Source organism: Bradyrhizobium jicamae (genome assembly GCF_018130695.1).
Classification (GTDB): domain Bacteria; phylum Pseudomonadota; class Alphaproteobacteria; order Rhizobiales; family Xanthobacteraceae; genus Bradyrhizobium; species Bradyrhizobium jicamae_B.
Window position 1 is genome coordinate 1 of sequence record NZ_JAFCJX010000059.1, and the last position, 18,351, is coordinate 18,351.

The 18,351-nt window shown below is 64.8% G+C and carries 22 protein-coding genes and 2 tRNA genes; 5 read left to right on the forward strand and 19 right to left on the reverse strand.

All coding sequences use genetic code 11. The features are described from left to right. A partial coding sequence (locus tag JQ604_RS41070; protein WP_249159436.1) for a methyl-accepting chemotaxis protein occupies positions 1-625 on the forward strand: 625 nt, incomplete at its 5' end. A gap of 4 nt (positions 626-629) precedes the next feature. Here JQ604_RS41070 and JQ604_RS41075 read toward each other — a convergent pair. The 10 genes from JQ604_RS41075 to JQ604_RS41120 form a co-directional block, all read right to left on the reverse strand. Next, positions 630-3,353, reverse strand: a complete 2,724-nt coding sequence (locus tag JQ604_RS41075) for a DUF2339 domain-containing protein (RefSeq protein WP_212366474.1) — start codon at positions 3,351-3,353, stop codon at positions 630-632. 89 nt (positions 3,354-3,442) lie between these two features. Then, positions 3,443-3,949 (reverse strand): tyrosine phosphatase family protein, encoded by a 507-nt coding sequence (locus JQ604_RS41080; RefSeq protein ID WP_212366475.1) that lies wholly within the window; start codon positions 3,947-3,949, stop codon positions 3,443-3,445. A 66-nt stretch (positions 3,950-4,015) separates the two neighbouring features. Further along, the gene (locus tag JQ604_RS41085; RefSeq protein ID WP_212366476.1) at positions 4,016-4,621 is read right to left on the reverse strand and encodes an HD family hydrolase; all 606 of its coding nucleotides are present in this window, start codon (positions 4,619-4,621) and stop codon (positions 4,016-4,018) included. Then, the gene (locus JQ604_RS41090) at positions 4,618-5,244 is read right to left on the reverse strand and encodes a DNA-3-methyladenine glycosylase I (protein ID WP_212366477.1); all 627 of its coding nucleotides are present in this window, start codon (positions 5,242-5,244) and stop codon (positions 4,618-4,620) included. Before JQ604_RS41090 ends, JQ604_RS41085 begins: the two co-directional genes overlap by 4 nt. Continuing rightward, positions 5,241-6,122: a YgfZ/GcvT domain-containing protein gene (locus tag JQ604_RS41095; RefSeq protein ID WP_212366478.1), complete on the reverse strand. Its 882-nt coding sequence runs from the start codon at positions 6,120-6,122 to the stop codon at positions 5,241-5,243. The genes JQ604_RS41090 and JQ604_RS41095 overlap by 4 nt, the downstream gene beginning before the upstream one ends. 118 nt (positions 6,123-6,240) lie before the next feature. After that, positions 6,241-6,507, reverse strand: a complete 267-nt coding sequence (locus tag JQ604_RS41100; RefSeq protein ID WP_212366479.1) for a hypothetical protein — start codon at positions 6,505-6,507, stop codon at positions 6,241-6,243. A 142-nt stretch (positions 6,508-6,649) separates the two neighbouring features. Then, positions 6,650-7,306 (reverse strand): HAD family hydrolase, encoded by a 657-nt coding sequence (locus JQ604_RS41105; RefSeq protein WP_212366480.1) that lies wholly within the window; start codon positions 7,304-7,306, stop codon positions 6,650-6,652. Then, positions 7,296-7,673: a TIGR02301 family protein gene (locus JQ604_RS41110; RefSeq protein WP_212366481.1), complete on the reverse strand. Its 378-nt coding sequence runs from the start codon at positions 7,671-7,673 to the stop codon at positions 7,296-7,298. The genes JQ604_RS41105 and JQ604_RS41110 overlap by 11 nt, the downstream gene beginning before the upstream one ends. 77 nt (positions 7,674-7,750) lie before the next feature. Then, complete coding sequence (locus tag JQ604_RS41115; protein WP_212366482.1) at positions 7,751-8,170, reverse strand: NUDIX hydrolase; 420 nt, start codon at positions 8,168-8,170, stop codon at positions 7,751-7,753. Positions 8,171-8,210: 40 nt separating this feature from the next. Beyond that, the gene (locus JQ604_RS41120; RefSeq protein WP_212366483.1) at positions 8,211-8,717 is read right to left on the reverse strand and encodes a hypothetical protein; all 507 of its coding nucleotides are present in this window, start codon (positions 8,715-8,717) and stop codon (positions 8,211-8,213) included. Between the two features lie 61 nt (positions 8,718-8,778). On the opposite strand from JQ604_RS41120, the gene JQ604_RS41125 reads away from it, so the two are divergent. After that, the gene (locus JQ604_RS41125) at positions 8,779-9,543 is read left to right on the forward strand and encodes an SOS response-associated peptidase (RefSeq protein WP_212366484.1); all 765 of its coding nucleotides are present in this window, start codon (positions 8,779-8,781) and stop codon (positions 9,541-9,543) included. A 178-nt stretch (positions 9,544-9,721) separates the two neighbouring features. Here JQ604_RS41125 and JQ604_RS41130 read toward each other — a convergent pair whose 3' ends face one another. From JQ604_RS41130 to JQ604_RS41145, 4 genes are read right to left on the reverse strand one after another with little or no spacing between them, the layout of a single operon-like run. Then, on the reverse strand, positions 9,722-10,303 hold the full coding sequence (locus JQ604_RS41130) for a GDP-mannose pyrophosphatase (protein WP_212366485.1): 582 nt from the start codon (positions 10,301-10,303) through the stop codon (positions 9,722-9,724). A gap of 19 nt (positions 10,304-10,322) precedes the next feature. Continuing rightward, entirely contained in the window at positions 10,323-10,760 is a 438-nt protein-coding gene (locus tag JQ604_RS41135) for a GNAT family acetyltransferase (RefSeq protein ID WP_212366486.1), read from the reverse strand. Positions 10,761-10,762: 2 nt separating this feature from the next. After that, positions 10,763-12,190, reverse strand: a complete 1,428-nt coding sequence (locus JQ604_RS41140) for an FAD-binding oxidoreductase (RefSeq protein WP_212366487.1) — start codon at positions 12,188-12,190, stop codon at positions 10,763-10,765. Positions 12,191-12,217: 27 nt separating this feature from the next. Beyond that, the gene (locus tag JQ604_RS41145) at positions 12,218-13,207 is read right to left on the reverse strand and encodes an L-threonylcarbamoyladenylate synthase (protein ID WP_212366488.1); all 990 of its coding nucleotides are present in this window, start codon (positions 13,205-13,207) and stop codon (positions 12,218-12,220) included. 69 nt (positions 13,208-13,276) lie between these two features. On the opposite strand from JQ604_RS41145, the gene JQ604_RS41150 reads away from it, so the two are divergent. Then, a tRNA-Pro gene (locus JQ604_RS41150) sits at positions 13,277-13,353 on the forward strand. 138 nt (positions 13,354-13,491) lie between these two features. Here the strand turns inward: JQ604_RS41150 and JQ604_RS41155 are convergent. The 5 genes from JQ604_RS41155 to JQ604_RS41175 all read right to left on the reverse strand — a co-directional run bounded on the left by JQ604_RS41155 (position 13,492) and on the right by JQ604_RS41175 (position 16,731). Then, on the reverse strand, positions 13,492-14,622 hold the full coding sequence (locus JQ604_RS41155) for a hypothetical protein (protein WP_212366489.1): 1,131 nt from the start codon (positions 14,620-14,622) through the stop codon (positions 13,492-13,494). A gap of 59 nt (positions 14,623-14,681) precedes the next feature. Further along, positions 14,682-14,879 (reverse strand): helix-turn-helix domain-containing protein, encoded by a 198-nt coding sequence (locus tag JQ604_RS41160; protein WP_212366490.1) that lies wholly within the window; start codon positions 14,877-14,879, stop codon positions 14,682-14,684. A 75-nt stretch (positions 14,880-14,954) separates the two neighbouring features. Beyond that, positions 14,955-15,800, reverse strand: a complete 846-nt coding sequence (locus tag JQ604_RS41165) for a hypothetical protein (RefSeq protein WP_212366491.1) — start codon at positions 15,798-15,800, stop codon at positions 14,955-14,957. Positions 15,801-15,969: 169 nt separating this feature from the next. After that, positions 15,970-16,317 (reverse strand): hypothetical protein, encoded by a 348-nt coding sequence (locus JQ604_RS41170; protein ID WP_212366492.1) that lies wholly within the window; start codon positions 16,315-16,317, stop codon positions 15,970-15,972. 87 nt (positions 16,318-16,404) lie between these two features. Then, entirely contained in the window at positions 16,405-16,731 is a 327-nt protein-coding gene (locus JQ604_RS41175) for a hypothetical protein (protein WP_212366493.1), read from the reverse strand. 408 nt (positions 16,732-17,139) lie between these two features. Here JQ604_RS41175 and JQ604_RS41180 point away from each other — a divergent pair, with 408 nt between their 5' ends. Continuing rightward, positions 17,140-17,886, forward strand: coding sequence for a hypothetical protein (locus JQ604_RS41180; RefSeq protein WP_212366494.1), 747 nt, complete (start codon positions 17,140-17,142; stop codon positions 17,884-17,886). Between the two features lie 299 nt (positions 17,887-18,185). Next, positions 18,186-18,288 (forward strand) — tRNA-Arg (locus JQ604_RS41185). Positions 18,289-18,351 lie beyond the last annotated feature (63 nt).

The following is an 18,351-nucleotide window of genomic DNA, read 5'->3' on the forward strand; positions in this document are numbered from 1 at the left end:
GGTCACCGAGATCAGCCGCCAGGTGCAGGAATCGGCGCGGATGGCGAGCGAGGCGGTCAACCAGGCCCATGTCACCACCGATCGCGTCAGCGAGTTGTCGCAGGCGGCGACCCGGATCGGCGATGTCGTCGAGCTCATCAACACGATTGCCGGCCAGACCAATCTGCTGGCATTGAATGCGACGATCGAGGCGGCGCGCGCCGGCGAAGCCGGCCGCGGCTTCGCCGTGGTGGCGTCCGAAGTCAAGGCGCTGGCCGAGCAGACCGCGAAGGCGACCGGCGAGATCGGTCAGCAGATCGCCGGCATCCAGGCCGCGACGCAGGACTCGGTCAAGGCGATCGAGCAGATCAGCGGCACGATCGGGCAATTGGCCGAGATCTCCTCGACCATCGCGGCGGCGGTCGAGGAGCAGGGCGCGGCGACGCAGGAGATTTCCCGCAATGTGCAGCAGGCGGCGCAGGGCACCGAGCAGGTCTCCGCCAACATCACCGACGTGCAGCGTGGCGCCACGGAGACCGGCACGGCGTCAGCACAGGTGCTGAGTGCCGCGCAGATGCTGTCGGGTGACAGCAATCGCCTCAAGCTCGAAGTGTCGAAATTCCTCGGCACGGTGCGGGCGGCGTAATCCCTCATCCCCCCGCTTGCGAAACGGGCGGGGGTGTGGTCGTCGCGGCGGCCTGTCTCCGGAACAGGATCCGCTGGTACAGCCAGCCGATCGCGACCAGCACGATGCCGAGGCACATGAACGACAGCGCGCGATAGGCGCCGGTGAGTGTCGACATGTCGATCAGGAACGCCTTGAGGATGGTCAGGCCGATCACCACGGCGGACGCCAGCCGCGCCCGCTGCGAATTGACGAGGATGCCGATCCCGAGCAGCACGACGCCGAACATCAGCCAGGCGATCGAGTAGGTGTATTGCTCGGCAGCTGTGGTCGCGCCGCGGCTCATGATCGGGCCGTGATAGATCCTGCGGATCTCGAAGGTCACATAGGCCAGCGCCAGGATCAGCGCGCTGGCGGCGATGGTGTTGGCGTAGGCAACCGGACGATGGCCGGCCACGGCGTAGGACAGCAGCAGCGCGAGCAGTGCTGGCAGTGCGTAGCCGAGCAGCAGCAGATTGAAGACGGTGCCGCCGACATCGTCCGGCCAGATCATCGGGTTCTCCAGTCCGAACAGCCCGAATATGGCAGCGAGCCCGGCGAACACGGTCAACAGCACCGCGCCGACATTGTGGACGATGCTGCCGCTGCGCAGCCGCAGCCGTTCCAGCCCCATCGCCATCGCCAGCGTGACACAGACCTGCAGCGCGACTTCGGTGAGCCCGGCGCTGGCGCGGTAGACGTCGCCGATATTGACGGCGTGGCGGATCTCCATGAAGGCCAGCAGCACCGTGAGCAGGATCGCAGCCGATTCCACCATGCGCAGCGGCGCGTCGTCGCCATTGCGGCGGAGGAAGATGCTGCCGGCCCAGAACGAGGCCGCCGGGATGCCATAGCCCCAGAGCAGCCAGTTGAAGATCGGCGTGGTGCCCATGGCTTCGCCCGCGATCCGCGGATCGTAGCCGATGCGCAGCACCACGATGCCGGCGAGGATGGCGGCGAGCCAGCGCAGGAACGGGATCGGCCGTCGCACCGAGATCCAGGCCGTGCCCATCGACACCAGTGCGAGCGCAATGGTCAACCAGCCCTTGTCGAGCGCGAACGTCAGCGCCAGCGCCAGTGCTGAGAGCGTGCCGGTCGCAAACAGTGCGATCGGCGCCGATTGCTCCGGACGCTGCTCGCGCCTGGTCAGCGCTTCGGTGGCCGCTGCGAAGGCGGCCGCGAGCAGCACGGCGGCGATCGCGAACGGGATCGAGCGGTCGAGATGGGCGATGCGGGCGTAGAGCGCGACCAGCAGCGCTACCGGCGTGAACACGGCGCCAGCCGCCCAGCGGACCAGCACGTTGGCTGCCGTGAAGCGCAGCTGCGCAAGGAAGCCGGTGACGCCAAAGCCCATGGCGAAGACCAGCGCGGTGATCAGATGCAGCGAGACCGAACCATCGGTCGGGTTCGGTCCGATTCCCGGAAGCGGGCCGCCCGGCACCACCAGCATGTCGGCATTGGCGCGCACGGCCCATTCGGCGAACACGATGAAGACGAAGATCGCGGCGGCGCCGACCGCGCCGGCGGCGGCCGGTGTGCGCCAGCCGATGAACAGGCAGCCTGCGACCAGCAGCGCGAAGGTGATCATCGCGGGATCGGCGTGGAAACCGGACAGCACGATCGTCATTGCGCCGAACAGATAGGCGGCAAGCGCGCCGGAGGAGATCGGCTCGGCGTGCTCGCCGTCGGCGGGCGGGCCGAACATGAAGCCGCAGACCACCAGCAGTGCCGCAAGGATGAAGCCCGCGATCACATGGAAGGCGTGCGGCGCGATCATGTCGGGGCCGCATTCCAGGCAGGGGAAGGTCCACAGCACGGCGAACACGATCGTGGTCACCGCGAGCCAGCGCCACAGCCGGATCCGCGCCAGGCCGAACGATGCGGCGGTGACGATCGCCAGATAAATGTAGAGCGCCCAATAGTCCGGCTTGCCTGACGATACGAGGATCGGCGTCACGAACGCGCCGACCACGCCAAGCCCGGCCAGCGCCGGCCCGTGCAGCAGCGCCGCCGCGAGCGTGCCGAGCGCGACCATGCCGAGCAGGATGAAGGCGGTCGCGGGTGCGAGGAAGTCGTAGAGCGCGTAGGCCGCATAGACGGTGGCGAACGCGACCGCGGTGCCGGCGGCGGTGAGGATCGCCGGGATGTTGGCGATCGGCAGCGCCGCGATGTTGGAGATGCTCTCCTTGCGCCGGGTCCATTCGCCGGCCGCAAGCAGCGCGAAGGCGAACAGGCCGCCGAGCATGGTGCGCACGCCGGGGCCGAGCAGGCCGGCCTCGATCGAGTAGCGCACCATGAAAAAGCCGCCGAGCGCCAGCGTCAGGCCGCCGATCCACACCACCCAGCGGGTGCCGAGGGTCTCCTCGAAGCCGGGCTCGGCCGGTGGCGCCGGAGGCAAGGGCGGCGGCGCGGCGGGGGGCTCGGCCGCGGCTTCCTGTGCAGGCGCATCAGGTGCGGCAGCGACAGGTTCAGGCGCCAGCGGCGGCGGGACCGCAGAGGAGGTCGGGACCGGCTCTGCAAGCGTCTGTTCGAACTGCTGCAGCGGCGTCAGCGGCGGCGGCATCGCCGGCCGGGCGACGGCCGCAGCCGCGGCCTCGCTCGCGTCGAGGCGTTTACGCAGTGCGCCAGCCTCTTTCCTGGCGTTGCGGGCGACGATCAGCGCGATGATGGCGATGACGAATGCGAGGAAATCAAACGGCTGGTCGAACATTGGGCCTCCGGCAACAGGCCGGTCAGCGGGCCGTCGCAACTCCCCTTAAGTGCCGTCTTCGAGGCCAAAAGTTCAAGCCGGAGGGCGTGCTATTCCAGATCGATCCGGAACGGGCGGCCCTCGACCGACATGCTGCCCGGACCCATCGCATCGAGCGCGCGCAGCATGCGGCCCTCGCGGCCCAGCGCCTTGTCGGCGAGGCTGACGATCAGGCGGTTGGGGGAGGCGATCGGTGAAGCCGCGCGGATTTGTCGCGCGATCACCATCTCGTCGCGGTGCGGATTGAGCATGCAGGCGGCGGCGAAGGCGCTCGCTGTCGAGCGGCTGATGCCGGCATAGCAATGGACCACCATCGGCGCACTGCGGTCCCAGCCGCGCACGAACGCCAGCACCCGCTCGATGTGCGCGTCCGATGGCGCCATGAAGCCGTCCATCTGCTCGGTGATGTCGTCCATCGACACCTTGAGATGGTTGGCCGGGAGGACAGACGCCGGCCGCTGCACCTGATCGACGTTGGCCATCACGGTCAGCACGTGGCTCGCGCCCGTCGTCCTGACGGTGTCGGGCAGCGCAGCGAGCGAGCAGACGTGGAGCATGAGGGTTCCTGGATCGAATGGTCAGATTATAACGGCTGCCGCAGGGCGGGCAAAGCCGCGAGGTCGTCAGGTGTGCACTGCATTGAAGCGCTCGAGGAACTGCTTTTCGGCCTTCGCCGCGGTCCACGGCGTCAGATAGTCCCGCTCGGTCGCCTCGGGCAGGCCGGGATTGCGGCCGAACAGGCGTTTGGCCTCGGTTTCTGAGAAGCCTGCCAAATGGGTCGCCTCGAGGAACGCGGCGCCGCGGTCGGCGGCCTTGATCTGCTGGGTGATCTCATCCGCCAGCACCGGCGGCAGGCCGAAGCGAATGTGGATCGCGGAGAGCAGGCGCTTCTCCACCACCTTGTAGTCGCCGCCGAGCACCGCCTTGAACGGCGAGATCATGTCGCCGATCACGTATTCCGGCGCGTCGTGCAGCAGGGCTGCGAGCCGGAAGCTGTGATCGACGCGCGGCAACTGCTGGCGCATCACGGCCTCGACCAGCAGCGTGTGCTGCGCGACCGAGAAAATGTGCGCGCCCGAGGTCTGTCCGTTCCAGCGCGCGACGCGGGCGAGGCCATGGGCGATATCGACGATCTCGATATCGAGCGGCGACGGGTCGAGCAGATCGAGCCGGCGACCCGACAACATGCGCTGCCAGGCGCGGGATTCGATCGACTTGCGTGTGCTCATTTCGACTTGAGGCGCGGCGTGCGCAGCTTGCCGCTGCAGGTCTCGTGGCAGAAGCAGGTGACGAGATGATCGTTGACCATGCCGGTCGCCTGCATGAAGGCGTAGACGATGGTCGGACCGACGAATTTGAAGCCGCGCCCGCCAAGGTCCTTGGAGATCTTGATCGATACGGGCGTCGAGGCCGGCACGCTTGCGGTGGTCTTGAACTGGTTGACCTTTGGTTTGCCGTCGACGAAGTCCCACAGCAGCTTCGAGAAGCCCGGGCCCTTCTCCATGATCTCCAGATACGACTTCGCGCTCGCGATCGCGCCGTCGATCTTGGCCCGGTTTCGGACGATGCCGACGTCGTTCATCAGCGCGTGCACCTTCTTGGGCGTATAGCGCGCGATTGTCTCGGGCTGGAAATCGTCGAAGGCTCTGCGGAAATTCTCGCGCTTGCGCAGGATGGTGATCCAGGACAGCCCGGCCTGGAAACCGTCGAGGATCAGCTTTTCGTACAGCGCGCGGTCGTCATATTCAGGCACGCCCCATTCGGTGTCGTGATAGGCGACATAGAACGGATCCTCGCCCGGCCAGGGGCAGCGCAGCTTGCCGTCGGGATGCTCTTTCGCAGAACGGCTCATGCGACGGTCTGCTTCGGTGGAGCGCGCACGACATCCGGCTCGGCAAGGCGCAGGCCAAGCCCGCCGGCAGTGAGCGGCACGCCGGCGTCGAGTGCGTCAGCGACACGATCGATACGGACCAGCGCAAGGCCGTTCTGGCCTGCGGTCGAGCCGATCGTGCCGACGCTCTTGTCACCAGCCAAAATGGTCTGGCCGGCTTCGGGCGAGGCGCCGTCGAGGATGATCCTCACGGTGCGGGTGCGCGCGGTGCCGCGATGCTGCATGCGCGACACCACTTCCTGACCGACATAGCAGCCCTTGTCGAAATCGACGCCGTTGAGGCGGTCCATGTTGGTCTCGTGCGGGAAGGCGTCGCCATACATGAAGTCGAGCCCGCCGCGCGGCACGCCCGTCGCAATGCGATGCGCCTCGTAGGCGTCGGCCTCGACAAGGTCGGCACCAAGGAGATCGGCGAGCTTCTGCTTGAGATCTTCTGGAACCAGGATGCGCCAGCCGAGCGCGGCATGGCGCGGATCGGCAAAGGCGAGGTCCGGCTTCATCGTGGGCTCACCGTCCCAGACCGCGAGCACGCCGAGGCTGTCGGACAGGTTTTCCACCGCGACCTTGGCGCGCAGCTTGTAGAAGCCGAGCTTGTCGGCGAGTCCCTTCGCAAGCGCCCGCGGCGCGTCGATCAGGAAGCCGCTGCCGTGGCCGGAGGGGGCCTCGGTGATCAGGAAATCGGTGATGATCTTGCCCTGCGGCGTCAGCAGCGCGCCGAAGCGGCCGAGGCCCGGCTTGAGCTCGGCGAGGTCGGTCGTGATCAGGCCGTTGAGAAAGTTGCGGGCGTCGTCGCCGGTGACCTTGACCACGCCCCGATCGGGTAAAAACGCTGCCTTCATGCGCTGCTTTGGGCTCTGCTTTTGGCTCTTCCTGGGGTTCCGGCGGGGCTGGTCCCCGAAACGTTCCCAGCGAAGTTAAGGCCGCAGCGCGCGCTTCGCAATGGCGGCGGACACGCCTCTATTGCCTCGCCAGCGCCAGCGAGAACTCGCCGTTGCGCACGCGATTGGACAGGCCGTCGGTGAACTTTGCCACCGCGTCCTCGCCATAGGTGGTGACGAGCTCGGCGAGCGCGGCAAACAGGCTCGCCTGCGCCAGGCAGTCGCCATCGACGCCCTCATGACGCGCCTCGGCCCAGGCCTCGCTGAGATAGCTGAGCGCAGCCTGCTTCTGCTCGTGATCGGGCAGCGGATCATGGTCGAAAGTGAAGGTTGCGGGATGGCTCATGAGACTCGTCAAGGCACTGTGCGCGATTCCGAAGCGGAGCGCGCTGAACACGAAAGGTTTAGCACGCAAGCGGGTACCGCCTAGGCCACATCTTTAGGAAAGGTTAACGCGGCTTTTGGCATTTGAAGGGCAATTCCAGGCCTCATCCAAATGCGCTGTGGATATGGTCCAGCACCGCGCGCGGCGAGGCGCAGAGATGGCTTGCGCCGGCGTCGAGCAGCTCGGTGGGGCTGCCATAACCATAGGTGACGCCGATCGCGTCGATGCCGTTCTTCTTTGCGCCGACCACGTCGTGGCTGCGATCGCCGATCATCAGCGCCTGCGCCGGATCGACGCCGGTCACCTCGAGCGCATAGGCCAGCAGCTCGTCCTTGTGGACGCGGGTGCCGTCGAGCTCGGAACCGAACACGTGCTCGAAATAGCCGTCGAGGCCGAAATGCGCGACGATCCGCTTGGCGAAGACGTGCGGCTTGCTGGTCGCGACGAAGATGCGCCGCGGCGTCGTGCTCAGCGCGGCCAGCACGTCGGCGATCTCTGGGTAGACGCTGTTCTCGAACAGCCCGACATCGCCGAATCGTTCGCGGTAGAATTCGACACCGCGATCGGCCAGCTCCTCGCCGCCCAGCAGCCGTGCAAAACTCGCGCGCAAGGGCGGGCCGATGCACCAGGTCAATTCGTCCTGCGTCGGCACCGGGCGATCGAGCTTCTTGAGCGCGTACTGGATCGAGCCGGTGATGCCCGGTTTGGGATCGGTCAGCGTGCCGTCGAGATCGAAGAACAGGGCTGATTTAGTTGGCATAGCGGGCCGTCAGATCGCGTGAGATTTTCGACCCCTCTTCGATGTAGCGGCGGATCGCGACCGCGGCGGCCGGCGTGCAGGTCCGGTAGGTCTGCTGGAAGCCGTTATAGCCGCGGTTGAAGCCCGCGATCATGCGGGCGCGGCGGTCGCCGGAGGGGGTTTCGGCGTCGATCAGCGCCTGCATCTCGTTGCGCCATTTGGTGCCCTCATTGGCTCCGCAGATGCCGCGCAAATAATGCAGCGTGCCGAGGATCTCGGCCAGCCGCTGCAAATCGGCATCGAACGGCGCGGCGCCTTCCTGCGCCCGCGCGGGCGCGGCGAGGCAGGCCGAAATCACGATCAAGGCGGCAAAAAAGGATCTGAGCATCAAGGGGGTCCGGACCGGGCGTGGTATGCCCCCTCGGGACGGCCATAGCAAGGCAGGGAAATACCCGCAGGCAGACGTCATAACAGCCGCCTTGCGGCCTCGATGACCTCCTGAAGGCCGCCGGTGACCTTGAGGTCGCCGATCTCCTCCGGATGCAGCCATTTGAAGTCGTCGTGCTCGTCGTTCAGCACCGGTTCCAGGCTCGCCCAGCGTGCCGCGAACGACATGATCAGGTAATGCCCGCCGCCGGCAGGGGTCGGCAGCACCTCGCGCCAGCCGGCAAGTCCCAGAATCTCGATCCTTAAGCCCGTCTCCTCGTCGACCTCCCGATGCAGGGCGGTATGGAGCGATTCGCCGAATTCGACCCGGCCGCCGGGCAGTGAATAGAAGCCCTTGCCGGGTGAGCGGGCGCGGCGGACCAGCAGGACCTTGCCCTCGCGAAAAATCGCGCCGGACACGGCCAGTTGAGGACGGATGGCAGGATCTGGGGAGGTCATCTCGGCACGGCACCATGGGGCACCATGATTGCCCGAAATTTCAGTTGCTCGCCATGATGGTGTCGACGTCGGTCGCAGCGGCGCCGTTGATCACGCCGGCCGTCAGCATCACCAGCGGCTTGACCCAGACGATCGCCTGCTCGGCGAGTGCGACCCGCGACCTGTCCTGCTGCACCTGGCGCATCGCAGCCCCAACCTCGGTCAGGATTTTCGTCATGTTGTCGGTGAGGTGGTCGAACTCGGCGCGGATCTGCGCATCCGTCATCTCGTAGGCCTCGATGGCGAGATCGCGGGCCTTGAAGTTCGAGGCGGTGAAATGCTCCGCATAGGACAGCGGCGTCCATTCCAGGAAATCGCTGGCGCATTCCGGCATGTCTGGAACCATCTCCAGCAGCATGATGGCTTCGTTGAAGTGATTGAGGTAATCGGTCGCGAGTCCCGTGCGGGGATTGATGTTGCCGGCGCGCAATTGCGCGGCCCGGGCCTCGTCGGGATACGTCGTCGGGCGAGGGGACGAGCCCGTCGCTATGGCGGCCGTTGAGGTCATCTGTTCCACTGTTAACGCCCAGGGTTAAAACGACATAAATGGATACCTTTCGGGACGGCAAATGTGCGGACGCTTCGTCATAACCTCGCCACCGGCGGCCCTGCGGCAGATCTTCGGCTATATCGAGCAGCCGAACTTCCCGCCGAGGTATAATGTTGCGCCCACTCAACCGATTCCGGTTGTGATTCTGGAGAATGGCGGCCGGCATTTTCACCTGATGCGCTGGGGCCTGATTCCCTCCTGGGTGAAGGATCCGCGGACCTTCTCGCTCTTGATCAACGCGCGCTCCGAGACGGTGCGCGAGAAGCCCGCCTTCAAGAACGCGATCAAGCGCCGCCGCGTGCTGATCCCGGCCGACGGCTATTACGAATGGCAGGACGCCGGCGGCCGCAAGCGGCCCTTCTTCATCCATCGCCGCGACGGCCATCCCTTGGCTTTCGCCGCGCTCAGCGAGACCTGGATGGGTCCGAATGGCGAGGAGCAGGACACGGTCGCGATCGTCACCGCGCCGGCGAGCCGCGATCTCGCCAGCCTGCATCACCGCGTGCCCGTCACGATTCAGCCTGAGGAATTCGAGCGCTGGCTCGATGGCCGCGCCAATGATGTCGACGACGTCATGCCCTTGCTGAAGGGGCCGCAGATCGGCGAGTTCGCCTGGCACCAGGTGACGATGCGCGTGAACAGTGTCGCCAATGACGACGCGCAATTGACGCTGCCGATGACAGCCGAGGAGATCGCCGCGGAGGAAGCGCCGGCACCGAAGAAGGTGGCGCCGCGCAAGGCTACTGCCCCGCGCGAAGATGACGGGCAGGGGTCGTTGTTTTAGCGGCGATACCAACCATCGTCGTCCTGGCGAAAGCCAGGACCCATTACCACGAATGTTGATTGTGCGCGACGCTGTGACCCCAGCGTGTTTCAACAACTGCTCCCTGGGGTAATGGGTCCTGGCTTTCGCCAGGACGACGGGGGAGGTTGGGGCCGCGTTGTTCATCCAAGCAGCCGCATCACTTAAACAAATGCAGCGCTGCGTATTGCAGCAGCATGATGGTCTTGGCATCCACGATGCGGCCGTCGGCGATCATCGCCAGCGCCTCGTCTATCGATAGCTCCAGCACCTCGATGTCCTCGCCTTCGTCGGCCAATCCGCCGCCGTCGCCGATCCGCATCGAAGCGTCGTACTCGGCGACGAAGAAGTGCAGCTTCTCGGTCACCGCGCCCGGCGTCATGAAGGCCTCGAAGACCTTCTGCACATGGGTGAGGCGATAGCCGATCTCTTCCTCGGCCTCGGCGCAGATGCGCTCCTCTGGCGCGGCGTCGTCGAGCATGCCGGCGGCGGTCTCGATCAGGAGATCGTCATAGCCGTTGGCGAAGGCGGGATAGCGGAATTGCCGTGTCAGCACGACCGTGCGGGTCTTCAGATTATAGGGCAGCAGCGCCGCGCCGTTGCCGCGGTCGTAGGTCTCGCGCACTTGGGTCTGCCACTCGCCATTGGCGCGGCGATAGTCGAACGTGGTGCTGGTGAGCAGATAGCGGGCCTTGGAAAGGACGCGGGTCTCCTTGACGCGGACGCGGTCGGAAATGCTCATGCGTAACTTCCAGTCTGTCTCACGGTGTCGGCTCGCGGCCGTCGAGCCATTTGGCCAGCATGACGGACGTCGACTCGGCATAGCCGAGCGTCTGATAGAAGGCGCTGGCTTTTGCATTTTCGCGCCGGACGAGGAGCTGCAGCTTCTGGATGCCGGCTTCGCGCAGCCAGCCTTCGACCGAATTCATGATGGTGCGGCCGAGGCCCTTGCCCTGGCGGTCCGGATCGACGGCGACGTAGTAGACCCAGCCGCGGTGGCCGTCATGGCCGACCATGGCGGTGGCGACGATCGTGTTGCCGTCGCGGCCGACCAGCACGGTGGAGTTGTCCCGGCGGCGTGCCAGTGTGATGTCGGAGGCAGGATCGTTCCACGGGCGCGTCAGTCCGCAGCGCTGCCAGAGCGTGATGACATCGGCGACGTCGGCATCAACAATCGGAGCAATCGAGAGAGACGCCACGCTTACAACACCTTGCCTGGGTTCATGATGCCAAGCGGATCGAGCATCGCCTTGATGCCGCGCATCAGCTCGATGGCGACCTTGTCCTTGACGTCGGGCAGTTCGGCGCGCTTGAGCACGCCGATGCCGTGCTCGGCCGAGATCGAGCCGCCCATCCGCAGCACGATTTCGAACACGACGGCGTTGACGTCATGCCAGCGCGCCAGGAATTCGGCGCTGTTGCCGCCGACCGGCTGCGAGACGTTGTAGTGGATGTTGCCGTCACCGAGATGGCCGAACGGCACCGGCCGCGAGCCCGGAATCAGTTTCACGACAGCCGCGTTGGCTTCCGCGATGAAGGCGGGGACGGCCGCGACCGGCACCGAGATGTCGTGCTTGATCGAGCCGCCCTCCGGCTTCTGCGCCGCCGACATCTCGTCGCGCAGCTTCCAGAACGCCTGGCGCTGCGTCAGGTTGGCGGCGATCACGGCGTCGTCGACGATGCCGTCTTCCATGCCTTGGGCGAGGATCGCCTCCAGCGTGTCGTTGATATCGTCGCGCGACGACGACAATTCCATCAGCACGTACCAGGGATATTTGCTGGTGAGGGGATCGCGGATGTCGATGCCGTGGCGGATCGAGAAATCGACTGCGATATCGGCGAGCAGCTCGAAGCTGGTCAGGCTGCCCGCGGCCTCGTTGCGCGCGATCGACAACAGCTTCAGCGCCGCCGTCGGCGACTGCAGGCCGACATAGGCCGTCCCGATCGCACGCGGCTTCGGAAACAGCTTGAGCGTCGCCGCGGTGATGAATCCGAGCGTGCCTTCGGCGCCGATGAAGAGGTTGCGCAGATCGTAGCCGGTGTTGTCCTTTTTCAGCTTCGACAGGGCGTTGAGCACGCGGCCGTCGGGCAGCACGACCTCGAGGCCGAGCGCCATCTCGCGCGCGACGCCATAGGCCAGCGCGGCGGTGCCGCCGGCATTGGTCGAGAGATTGCCGCCGATGGTGCAACTGCCTTCCGCGCCGAGCGACAGCGGGAACAGCCGGTCGGCCTCGGCCGCGCGCGCTTGCGCGATCTGCAGCACCACGCCGGCCTCGCAGGTCATGGTGTTGGATTCGACGTCGACCTCGCGGATCTTGTCCATGCGGCGCATCGAGACCACGACCTCGCCATTGTGCGGCGTCTGGCCGCCGACGAGACCGGTGTTGCCGCCCTGCGGCACCAGCGCAATGCGATGCTCACTCGCGAGCTTGCAGATCGCGGAAACTTCGGCAGTCGAGCCCGGGCGCAGCACCAGCGGCGAGCGGCCCTTGAACAGGTCGCGCTCCTCGGTGACGTAGGGCGCGATATCGGCGGCGTCGGTCACCGCATATTTCTCGCCGACGATGGCGCGAAATTTTTCGATCAGGTCAGGCGAAAGCGGCGCGGCGGCAGGCTGGACGATATTCATTGTTATTGGTTTTTCACTCCCGATTGATCAGCGCCCGACGGCTGCACGGCGCAGCCGGTCGTTGATGGCTTCGCCCAGCCCGTCGTCCGGGATGGGCATCACAGCGATGGTATCCGCGTTCCTTGTGTCGAGGATGCGAAGATAGCCGAACAAATTGGCTGCCGCCTCGGCGAGGTCGCCGTGCTCGGACAGATTCAGCACGACCGAGGCCAGTTCGACCCGCGCGACCCTGGCCGGCCCGAACGCCAGCAGCGCTTCGCCGGCATGGACGTCGGTGGCATTGAGCCGCACCGGCGTGCGCGGGGCGTAATGCGAGGCGAGCATGCCGGGCGCGATCGGTTGCGCATTGTCGCCCTCCGCATCGGCCGGTGGCTGCACGAGCGAGTGGCCGAGGACGCGCTCGATCTCGGCGCGCGGCAGGCCGCCGGGCCGCAGCAGCACAGGTTCCGCGAAACAGCCGACGATGGTGGATTCGACGCCGACCTCGACCGGGCCGCCGTCGATGATCAGGTCGATGCGGCCGGCGAGGTCGCCGTTCACATGCTCGGCCGTGGTCGGCGAGACATGGCCGGAGAGGTTGGCTGAGGGGGCGACCACGGCGCCGCCAAAGGTCCTGATGATGTCGCGCGCCACCTTGTGGGCGGGAACGCGGATCGCCACGGTATCGAGGCCGGCGGTGGCAAGCTCCGCCACCGGGCAGGACAGGGCCCTGGGCAGCACCAGCGTCAGCGGCCCGGGCCAGAAGGCTTCGGCGAGCCGCAACGCCTGCCCGTCGAACAGGGCGATTCGCCGGGCGGAGGCGAGATCGGCGACATGGGCGATCAGGGGGTTGAAGGCGGGCCGGCCCTTGGCCTGGTAGAGGCGGGCGATGGCGGAGGCATTGCCGGCATCGGCGCCCAGGCCATAGACGGTCTCGGTCGGGAACGCGACCAGGCCGCCCTCGGCCAGCACGCTGGCAGCGGTCGCTGTGGCATGGGGGCCGACGGGCAAAAGGAGCGTATTCAGCGTGGTTTCCACTGTGACTTAAATCCTCGATTGGGTGCCTTGCGGTCCCTGAAACCCGACGCTATAAGCCGCGTCTCAAGTCGGAGTGTGGCTCAGCCCGGTAGAGCACTGCGTTCGGGACGCAGGGGTCGCAGGTTCGAATCCTGCCACTCCGACCATCATTTCAATGGCTTGCCCGGCCTCGCGGTAGCTCCAGACCGCGCTTTTCTGCCCCATTAGCACGCAAAATGCACGCACCGTGTTGCCGCCGCGGGACGCAGCCATGTCGCCGTGTTGGGAATGGGAGCCAGTGACCATTATTTCCGCTCCTTCCAGCCCGGCTTGATGGCGTAGGGCTTCTCCAGGTCCCACTTCTTGGTGTGCTTGTTGACCTCGCGCACGAAGGCCTCGACGGCGGCGACGGCGTTGGTCAGGTACTCGGGTGCGTAGGGGTCGATGCCGCTATAGCGGCGCGTCGATTTCTTTTTCGCGACCGGGACGTGACCCAGGAATATCGAGATCTCGCGCCCGGGAACCTTCGCCACGTTCTCCATGTACCTGCCCAGCGTGTGCCGGATCGAGGTCGAGTTCACCCGGCCCGGGAGCTTGGCCTTGCTGACCAGATTGCGCATCGCCGTCTTGATCGATTTCACCGCCTCGCCCCGATAGCTCACGATCGGACCCTTCGTAGCGGTCTTGAGCCACGGAGCCCACGTCGCCGAGATGCGCATGATCGGCCTGAATTTCTTGGTTTGGATGCGGCCAGGAGGGTTCATCTCAAACAGGTTGTGCTGCCAATCGATCTGCTCGGCGACGAGTTCGAGAACGGCTTCAGGCCGAGCCGCGGTATTGATCTCGGCGATGGCGTAGTCGAGCATGTGAACGTCGGAGATCGTATCGATGAGCTTGGCGACCTCCAAAATCGTGAGCTCGCGCCCACGCAGCTGTTCGGCTTCCATCTCGGCATCGCCGCGGATCTCGGGCACGACGGGGGCGGCAGGAATTTCCTCGTCGTCGACCGCGAGGTTGAGGGCGGCTCTCAGCACCGATCCAATTCGGCTGACATACCCGAGCGAATGTCCCTCCTGGATCATTCCGTCCTGAAAGGCGCGGATATCACGCTTGCGCAGCACGGCAACCGGAATGTCGCCGAGCTTGGGGCGCAGATAGTTTTCGATCGCGTTGGTCGCGGCTTCGCCGCTCCTGATCTTCGGCACGCGCTCCTTTTGGTAGTGATCGAGCACTTCGCCCGTCAGCGCCATCGCCTTCTTGTCAAGAAATGCTTGCGGGTCGCCGGTGATGCCGCTCTTTTCGATCTTCTCGGCGATCTTCTCAGCTTCGACGCCGGAGGTTGTCTTGAGTGTTCGGCGCCGGGTCTGGCGTGCCTCCTCGTCGAACCAGGCGATGTAGTAAATGTCGGTGTTCGTATCTCGGACGAGCCAGTACACACCGTACGCCTTAGCCAGGCGCTCGAAGCGGGCGGGACGACGGTGAGATTGCCTCGCCACTAGCGCGGTCCCTTGGGCGGCGCGCCGCAGTAATAGAGCGACAACACGGCCTCGCGCGGAAAGCGAAAAACTCCGAGCCCCTCGACGTACGGAAGTTCGCCTCGCCGGGCGCGCCGACGGATCGTCTCCTTCGAAACTCGCAGGAAGGTCGCCACTTCGTCGGCCGTCAGGAAGGGGGGCAAATCCGTCACGTCCATTGCATTTTTACTCCTGTAGCGGTTTAAATTGTTCGTTCGCGGCCCGCGACGGGCGCCGTTCTTACTGGTCGGTGGCTAGGTTGAGGTCGTGGGATCGAGGGCGCCGGTGGCGTTGGCAATGAGGCGGACCGGCTTGTGGCGATCGCGCTCGGCTTGAGCCTGCGCCAAGCTCAGCGGAAACCTCCAGAGCGTCAGCTCGTCATCGCGCCGCTGGTGGCTAAGATGGCGATCCCAGAAGTCGGCCAGTTTGACCGGCCTCCATTCGCCGTCGTGGACGATCACATGCCCGTCGGCATGCACCGCCTCGCATGCGGGAACGTCCCACCCTTCGACCAGCGGCACCGTCCAGGGGAACCTCTCGTTCTTGATTGCGCTTTTGTAGCCTCGCATGCGATCCCGCGCGTTCAACAACCAGCAGGCGTCCTCCGCGGAGTTGGGATTCTCCAGCAGCTTCACGATCTCGGCGAACCGGAGCCGCAGCATCATGCGATGAGCGCGTCCGAGATCACGGCCGATCGGCTCCAGCAAATTCATGTTTTCGTGGCCGATAACGATCTGGTCGATGCCTTCGAGCAGAAACGCCAGATCGACTTCCTTGACCTCTGCGACCGGATGACCGAGCAGCGCGTAGGCCGACGCGGCTTCGACCAACGTCTTGCGGTAGGCGAAGACGATGATCTTAACGGCGCCCATCTCGCCCGGGTCAGAGACCCATTCACGGTTCCAGGGCAAGCTGCTGCGTTGCCGGAGCAGGTGTGCGCCCATCTCAGTGGTGTCTTTACCGACGGCGAGGTAGCAGACTTCGATATTCTCTCCCGGCCTGAGGCTCGTCGTCTTTTCCTCCAAGGCGGCGCCCAAGCTGCCGGCCGCAATGCCGGCGTGCCGAACACGATGAAGCCAGTGGATGGGATAGAAGATCATAGTTGCTTCCGTCCGCTTGATTGGTGAGGATCGCCGTCCATCGCGAGGCAGGGGTCTTGGCGTCGGTATTGAGCTAGCTCTCGGCGACGTCGTGTGCTCGACGGGGCCCTCGGTCTCCCCGAGGTGGCGCCGTGCTTCCCGCGCCGCGCTCGCCTTGGCGTGTCGGGCGCTACGCCACCTCACGCATGTGGCGGGTGATGACGGAGCACGCGATAACGCTCGCGACCATGACCTCGGCCCGGTAGTCGACGAGGCCATCAGCGATCTTCATCGCGTGCTCCTTGCTATCGGTCCGGGTGACCTGGAAGGTGACATCGTCCTCGTCTCGGCTGACGACGATATACTCGGCCGGCATGTTGCCACGGGGCATACAGGCATCGCGGATGGTTTCGATTGCATCCTTGGCCTCGCGCAGCCCGCCGCCATAGGTCGTGCGGAAAATCTTGATCGCTTCGATCAGCCGGTCCTCCCGCAGAAGATCCAGGATAGCGGGAATGGGGTTGGTGGCGGTGTCCATGGGAGTTCTCCTTACGCGCGCACCCGGGTGCACGAAGTCCCGAATGCGAAATTCGGTGTGGTTGGGATTTGAGGTGTCGGTTTGGAATTAGCCCTCGGCGACGTCGAAGTAGGCCTCGACGGGGCCGTCGGTCTCCTCGAGGTGGCGCTGCGCTTCCAGGTCCGTGATCAGCTTCAGGCCGCGGCCGGGGACATAGCTGTTGTCGTCACGGCGGCCCCAGCGTCCGAAGGCGCCGCTCTCGCCGGCGATGAAAAAGCGACCGTTGCGGGTGCGATACAGGGCGGTACGGTCCACGTGGAAGTTCAGCATGATCGAACCTTCGTCGGCCGTCAGCCGGTGCACCAGGGCGGCGGTGGTGGTGTCGTAGACCCGGCCGTCGATGACGCGGCGGATCTGCAGCAATTCGTCCTTCATCTCGTTCTCCTGATCGGTCGTTGTCTGCACAATTAAACCACGTAGCGAGTAAAATAAAGGTCTCAGAGATTCTGCCCTTGGAGAGGGCTAGGCCGAACGGCGATCTGCGGCAATTCGCACGTCATCCCGTTCTCCTGATCGGGTGTTACCGACCATCGGGCGGCGTGAAAGGCCTAATTAAACCATGTAGCGAGTAAAATCAAGTGTACAAAGTCCTGCCTGTAGAGGGGGCTAGGCCGATCGAATCCTGTAAATGTTAAAGGCGCCCATTTTCTGAGTGGTCCTACGACATCTAGGTTGGCACCAAGTTTGGAACAAGAGAGCAAAAACGTTAAGCCCACCTCTCGCGGGCGACCCGGCGTCAAACACTGGGCCGAAGTAGCCAGACTCGTCCGAGAGTACATGGCAATGAACCCGACTGCCGACATCAAGGAGGCCATGCGCGGCGTGCCCTCCTATTTGTGGAGGTCCGCACACGATAGACCGCTGGAAATCCCGAAGCCGGAAACCGTTCAGCGCTGGATTGCCGCGCTGACAAACATCGAGCGCATCGCATCCGACACGGACGACGAATATCTAGGGTACGTCCAACGCCTCCGCACGGTTCCGGTCGCCGCCGTCGAGTTGATATCCCGGTGGCACAGCTACGACCAATATAACGCAAAGGGGGCGGCGCGCGACGTTGTGGAGGGGAGATGGCTCATCGACAAGCTCCGCGATGAAGAGGCGAAGGCTCGCAAGAACACAGTTGGAGTTAAGGGACGACAATACGTAAATAAGCTCCGGGGACAGGCCCGCGATTGGGCCTCCTCACAACTGGATACTGACTATGAGAGAAGGGATCGCAAACGAGACGATCCCCCCGCGGATGTTCTGTTCGTGCGCAAGAGCGACCCGTCGAAAATTGCGGTGGTCCTCGCCTTCGGGCCCTATACCGACCCGAGCGAGTACGACAATCGCTATACCTTATTCCTGAATGCGGTGGCCGGGCTTTCGATCTATTGCGAGCGCGTCATCGCGATTGTTCCTTACGACGGCAATTATTGGAAATGGTTGCGACGACATGGGGTTGATCGCGGCAACATCGATTTCTTCCGAGTTCGATACCACGCGAAGGACTTCGAACCAGTCAAGCTCCGTAGGCCCGAAGCTTAGCTGTTGGACGCCCTATTGTTCATAGCGATGCTGACTGGCTATGGCGGAATGGTTGCTTGCGATCGTTCTTCGCCGATAGATGCGCTATCGGCGGCGGTCGCGTCAGCGCAACTTCGAGTTGCCCGGCTTCAAGTCTTCTGCCGCCTACTTTCGTGGGTAAGGATTTCGATGCTCGGGAAATCAGCCGCCCATAGGCCGGCGAATTGGTGCCTTTTGAAGATGAAGGCGCGGACTCCCCCGTTACTCCGAAGGCAACGAACGCAACGTGCGGCCGCACGCGGCTTAATGCGGCAGCGGACGCCGGAGCGCGGCCGCAGTTTACGGCATCTTCGATGTCGCAAACTAGGACATCAGACTACGAATCTGAGGGGCGGACGTTCGAATCGTTGTATCCCTCCGGCGTCGGCCGCCTTGTGTAGTTTGAGAGGCGGCCCGAGGATTTGACCTTAAGTCTAGCTTTAAGGT

Coding starts and splice junctions, on each gene's coding strand:
- JQ604_RS41075 (WP_212366474.1), bottom strand. CDS start 3,353: ATGTTCGACCAGCCGTTTGATTTCCTCGCATTCGTCATCGCCATCATC.
- JQ604_RS41080 (WP_212366475.1), bottom strand. CDS start 3,949: ATGCTCCACGTCTGCTCGCTCGCTGCGCTGCCCGACACCGTCAGGACG.
- JQ604_RS41085 (WP_212366476.1), bottom strand. CDS start 4,621: ATGAGCACACGCAAGTCGATCGAATCCCGCGCCTGGCAGCGCATGTTG.
- JQ604_RS41090 (WP_212366477.1), bottom strand. CDS start 5,244: ATGAGCCGTTCTGCGAAAGAGCATCCCGACGGCAAGCTGCGCTGCCCC.
- JQ604_RS41095 (WP_212366478.1), bottom strand. CDS start 6,122: ATGAAGGCAGCGTTTTTACCCGATCGGGGCGTGGTCAAGGTCACCGGC.
- JQ604_RS41100 (WP_212366479.1), bottom strand. CDS start 6,507: ATGAGCCATCCCGCAACCTTCACTTTCGACCATGATCCGCTGCCCGAT.
- JQ604_RS41105 (WP_212366480.1), bottom strand. CDS start 7,306: ATGCCAACTAAATCAGCCCTGTTCTTCGATCTCGACGGCACGCTGACC.
- JQ604_RS41110 (WP_212366481.1), bottom strand. CDS start 7,673: ATGCTCAGATCCTTTTTTGCCGCCTTGATCGTGATTTCGGCCTGCCTC.
- JQ604_RS41115 (WP_212366482.1), bottom strand. CDS start 8,170: ATGACCTCCCCAGATCCTGCCATCCGTCCTCAACTGGCCGTGTCCGGC.
- JQ604_RS41120 (WP_212366483.1), bottom strand. CDS start 8,717: ATGACCTCAACGGCCGCCATAGCGACGGGCTCGTCCCCTCGCCCGACG.
- JQ604_RS41125 (WP_212366484.1), top strand. CDS start 8,779: ATGTGCGGACGCTTCGTCATAACCTCGCCACCGGCGGCCCTGCGGCAG.
- JQ604_RS41130 (WP_212366485.1), bottom strand. CDS start 10,303: ATGAGCATTTCCGACCGCGTCCGCGTCAAGGAGACCCGCGTCCTTTCC.
- JQ604_RS41140 (WP_212366487.1), bottom strand. CDS start 12,190: ATGAATATCGTCCAGCCTGCCGCCGCGCCGCTTTCGCCTGACCTGATC.
- JQ604_RS41160 (WP_212366490.1), bottom strand. CDS start 14,879: ATGGACGTGACGGATTTGCCCCCCTTCCTGACGGCCGACGAAGTGGCG.
- JQ604_RS41165 (WP_212366491.1), bottom strand. CDS start 15,800: ATGATCTTCTATCCCATCCACTGGCTTCATCGTGTTCGGCACGCCGGC.
- JQ604_RS41170 (WP_212366492.1), bottom strand. CDS start 16,317: ATGGACACCGCCACCAACCCCATTCCCGCTATCCTGGATCTTCTGCGG.
- JQ604_RS41175 (WP_212366493.1), bottom strand. CDS start 16,731: ATGAAGGACGAATTGCTGCAGATCCGCCGCGTCATCGACGGCCGGGTC.
- JQ604_RS41180 (WP_212366494.1), top strand. CDS start 17,140: ATGAACCCGACTGCCGACATCAAGGAGGCCATGCGCGGCGTGCCCTCC.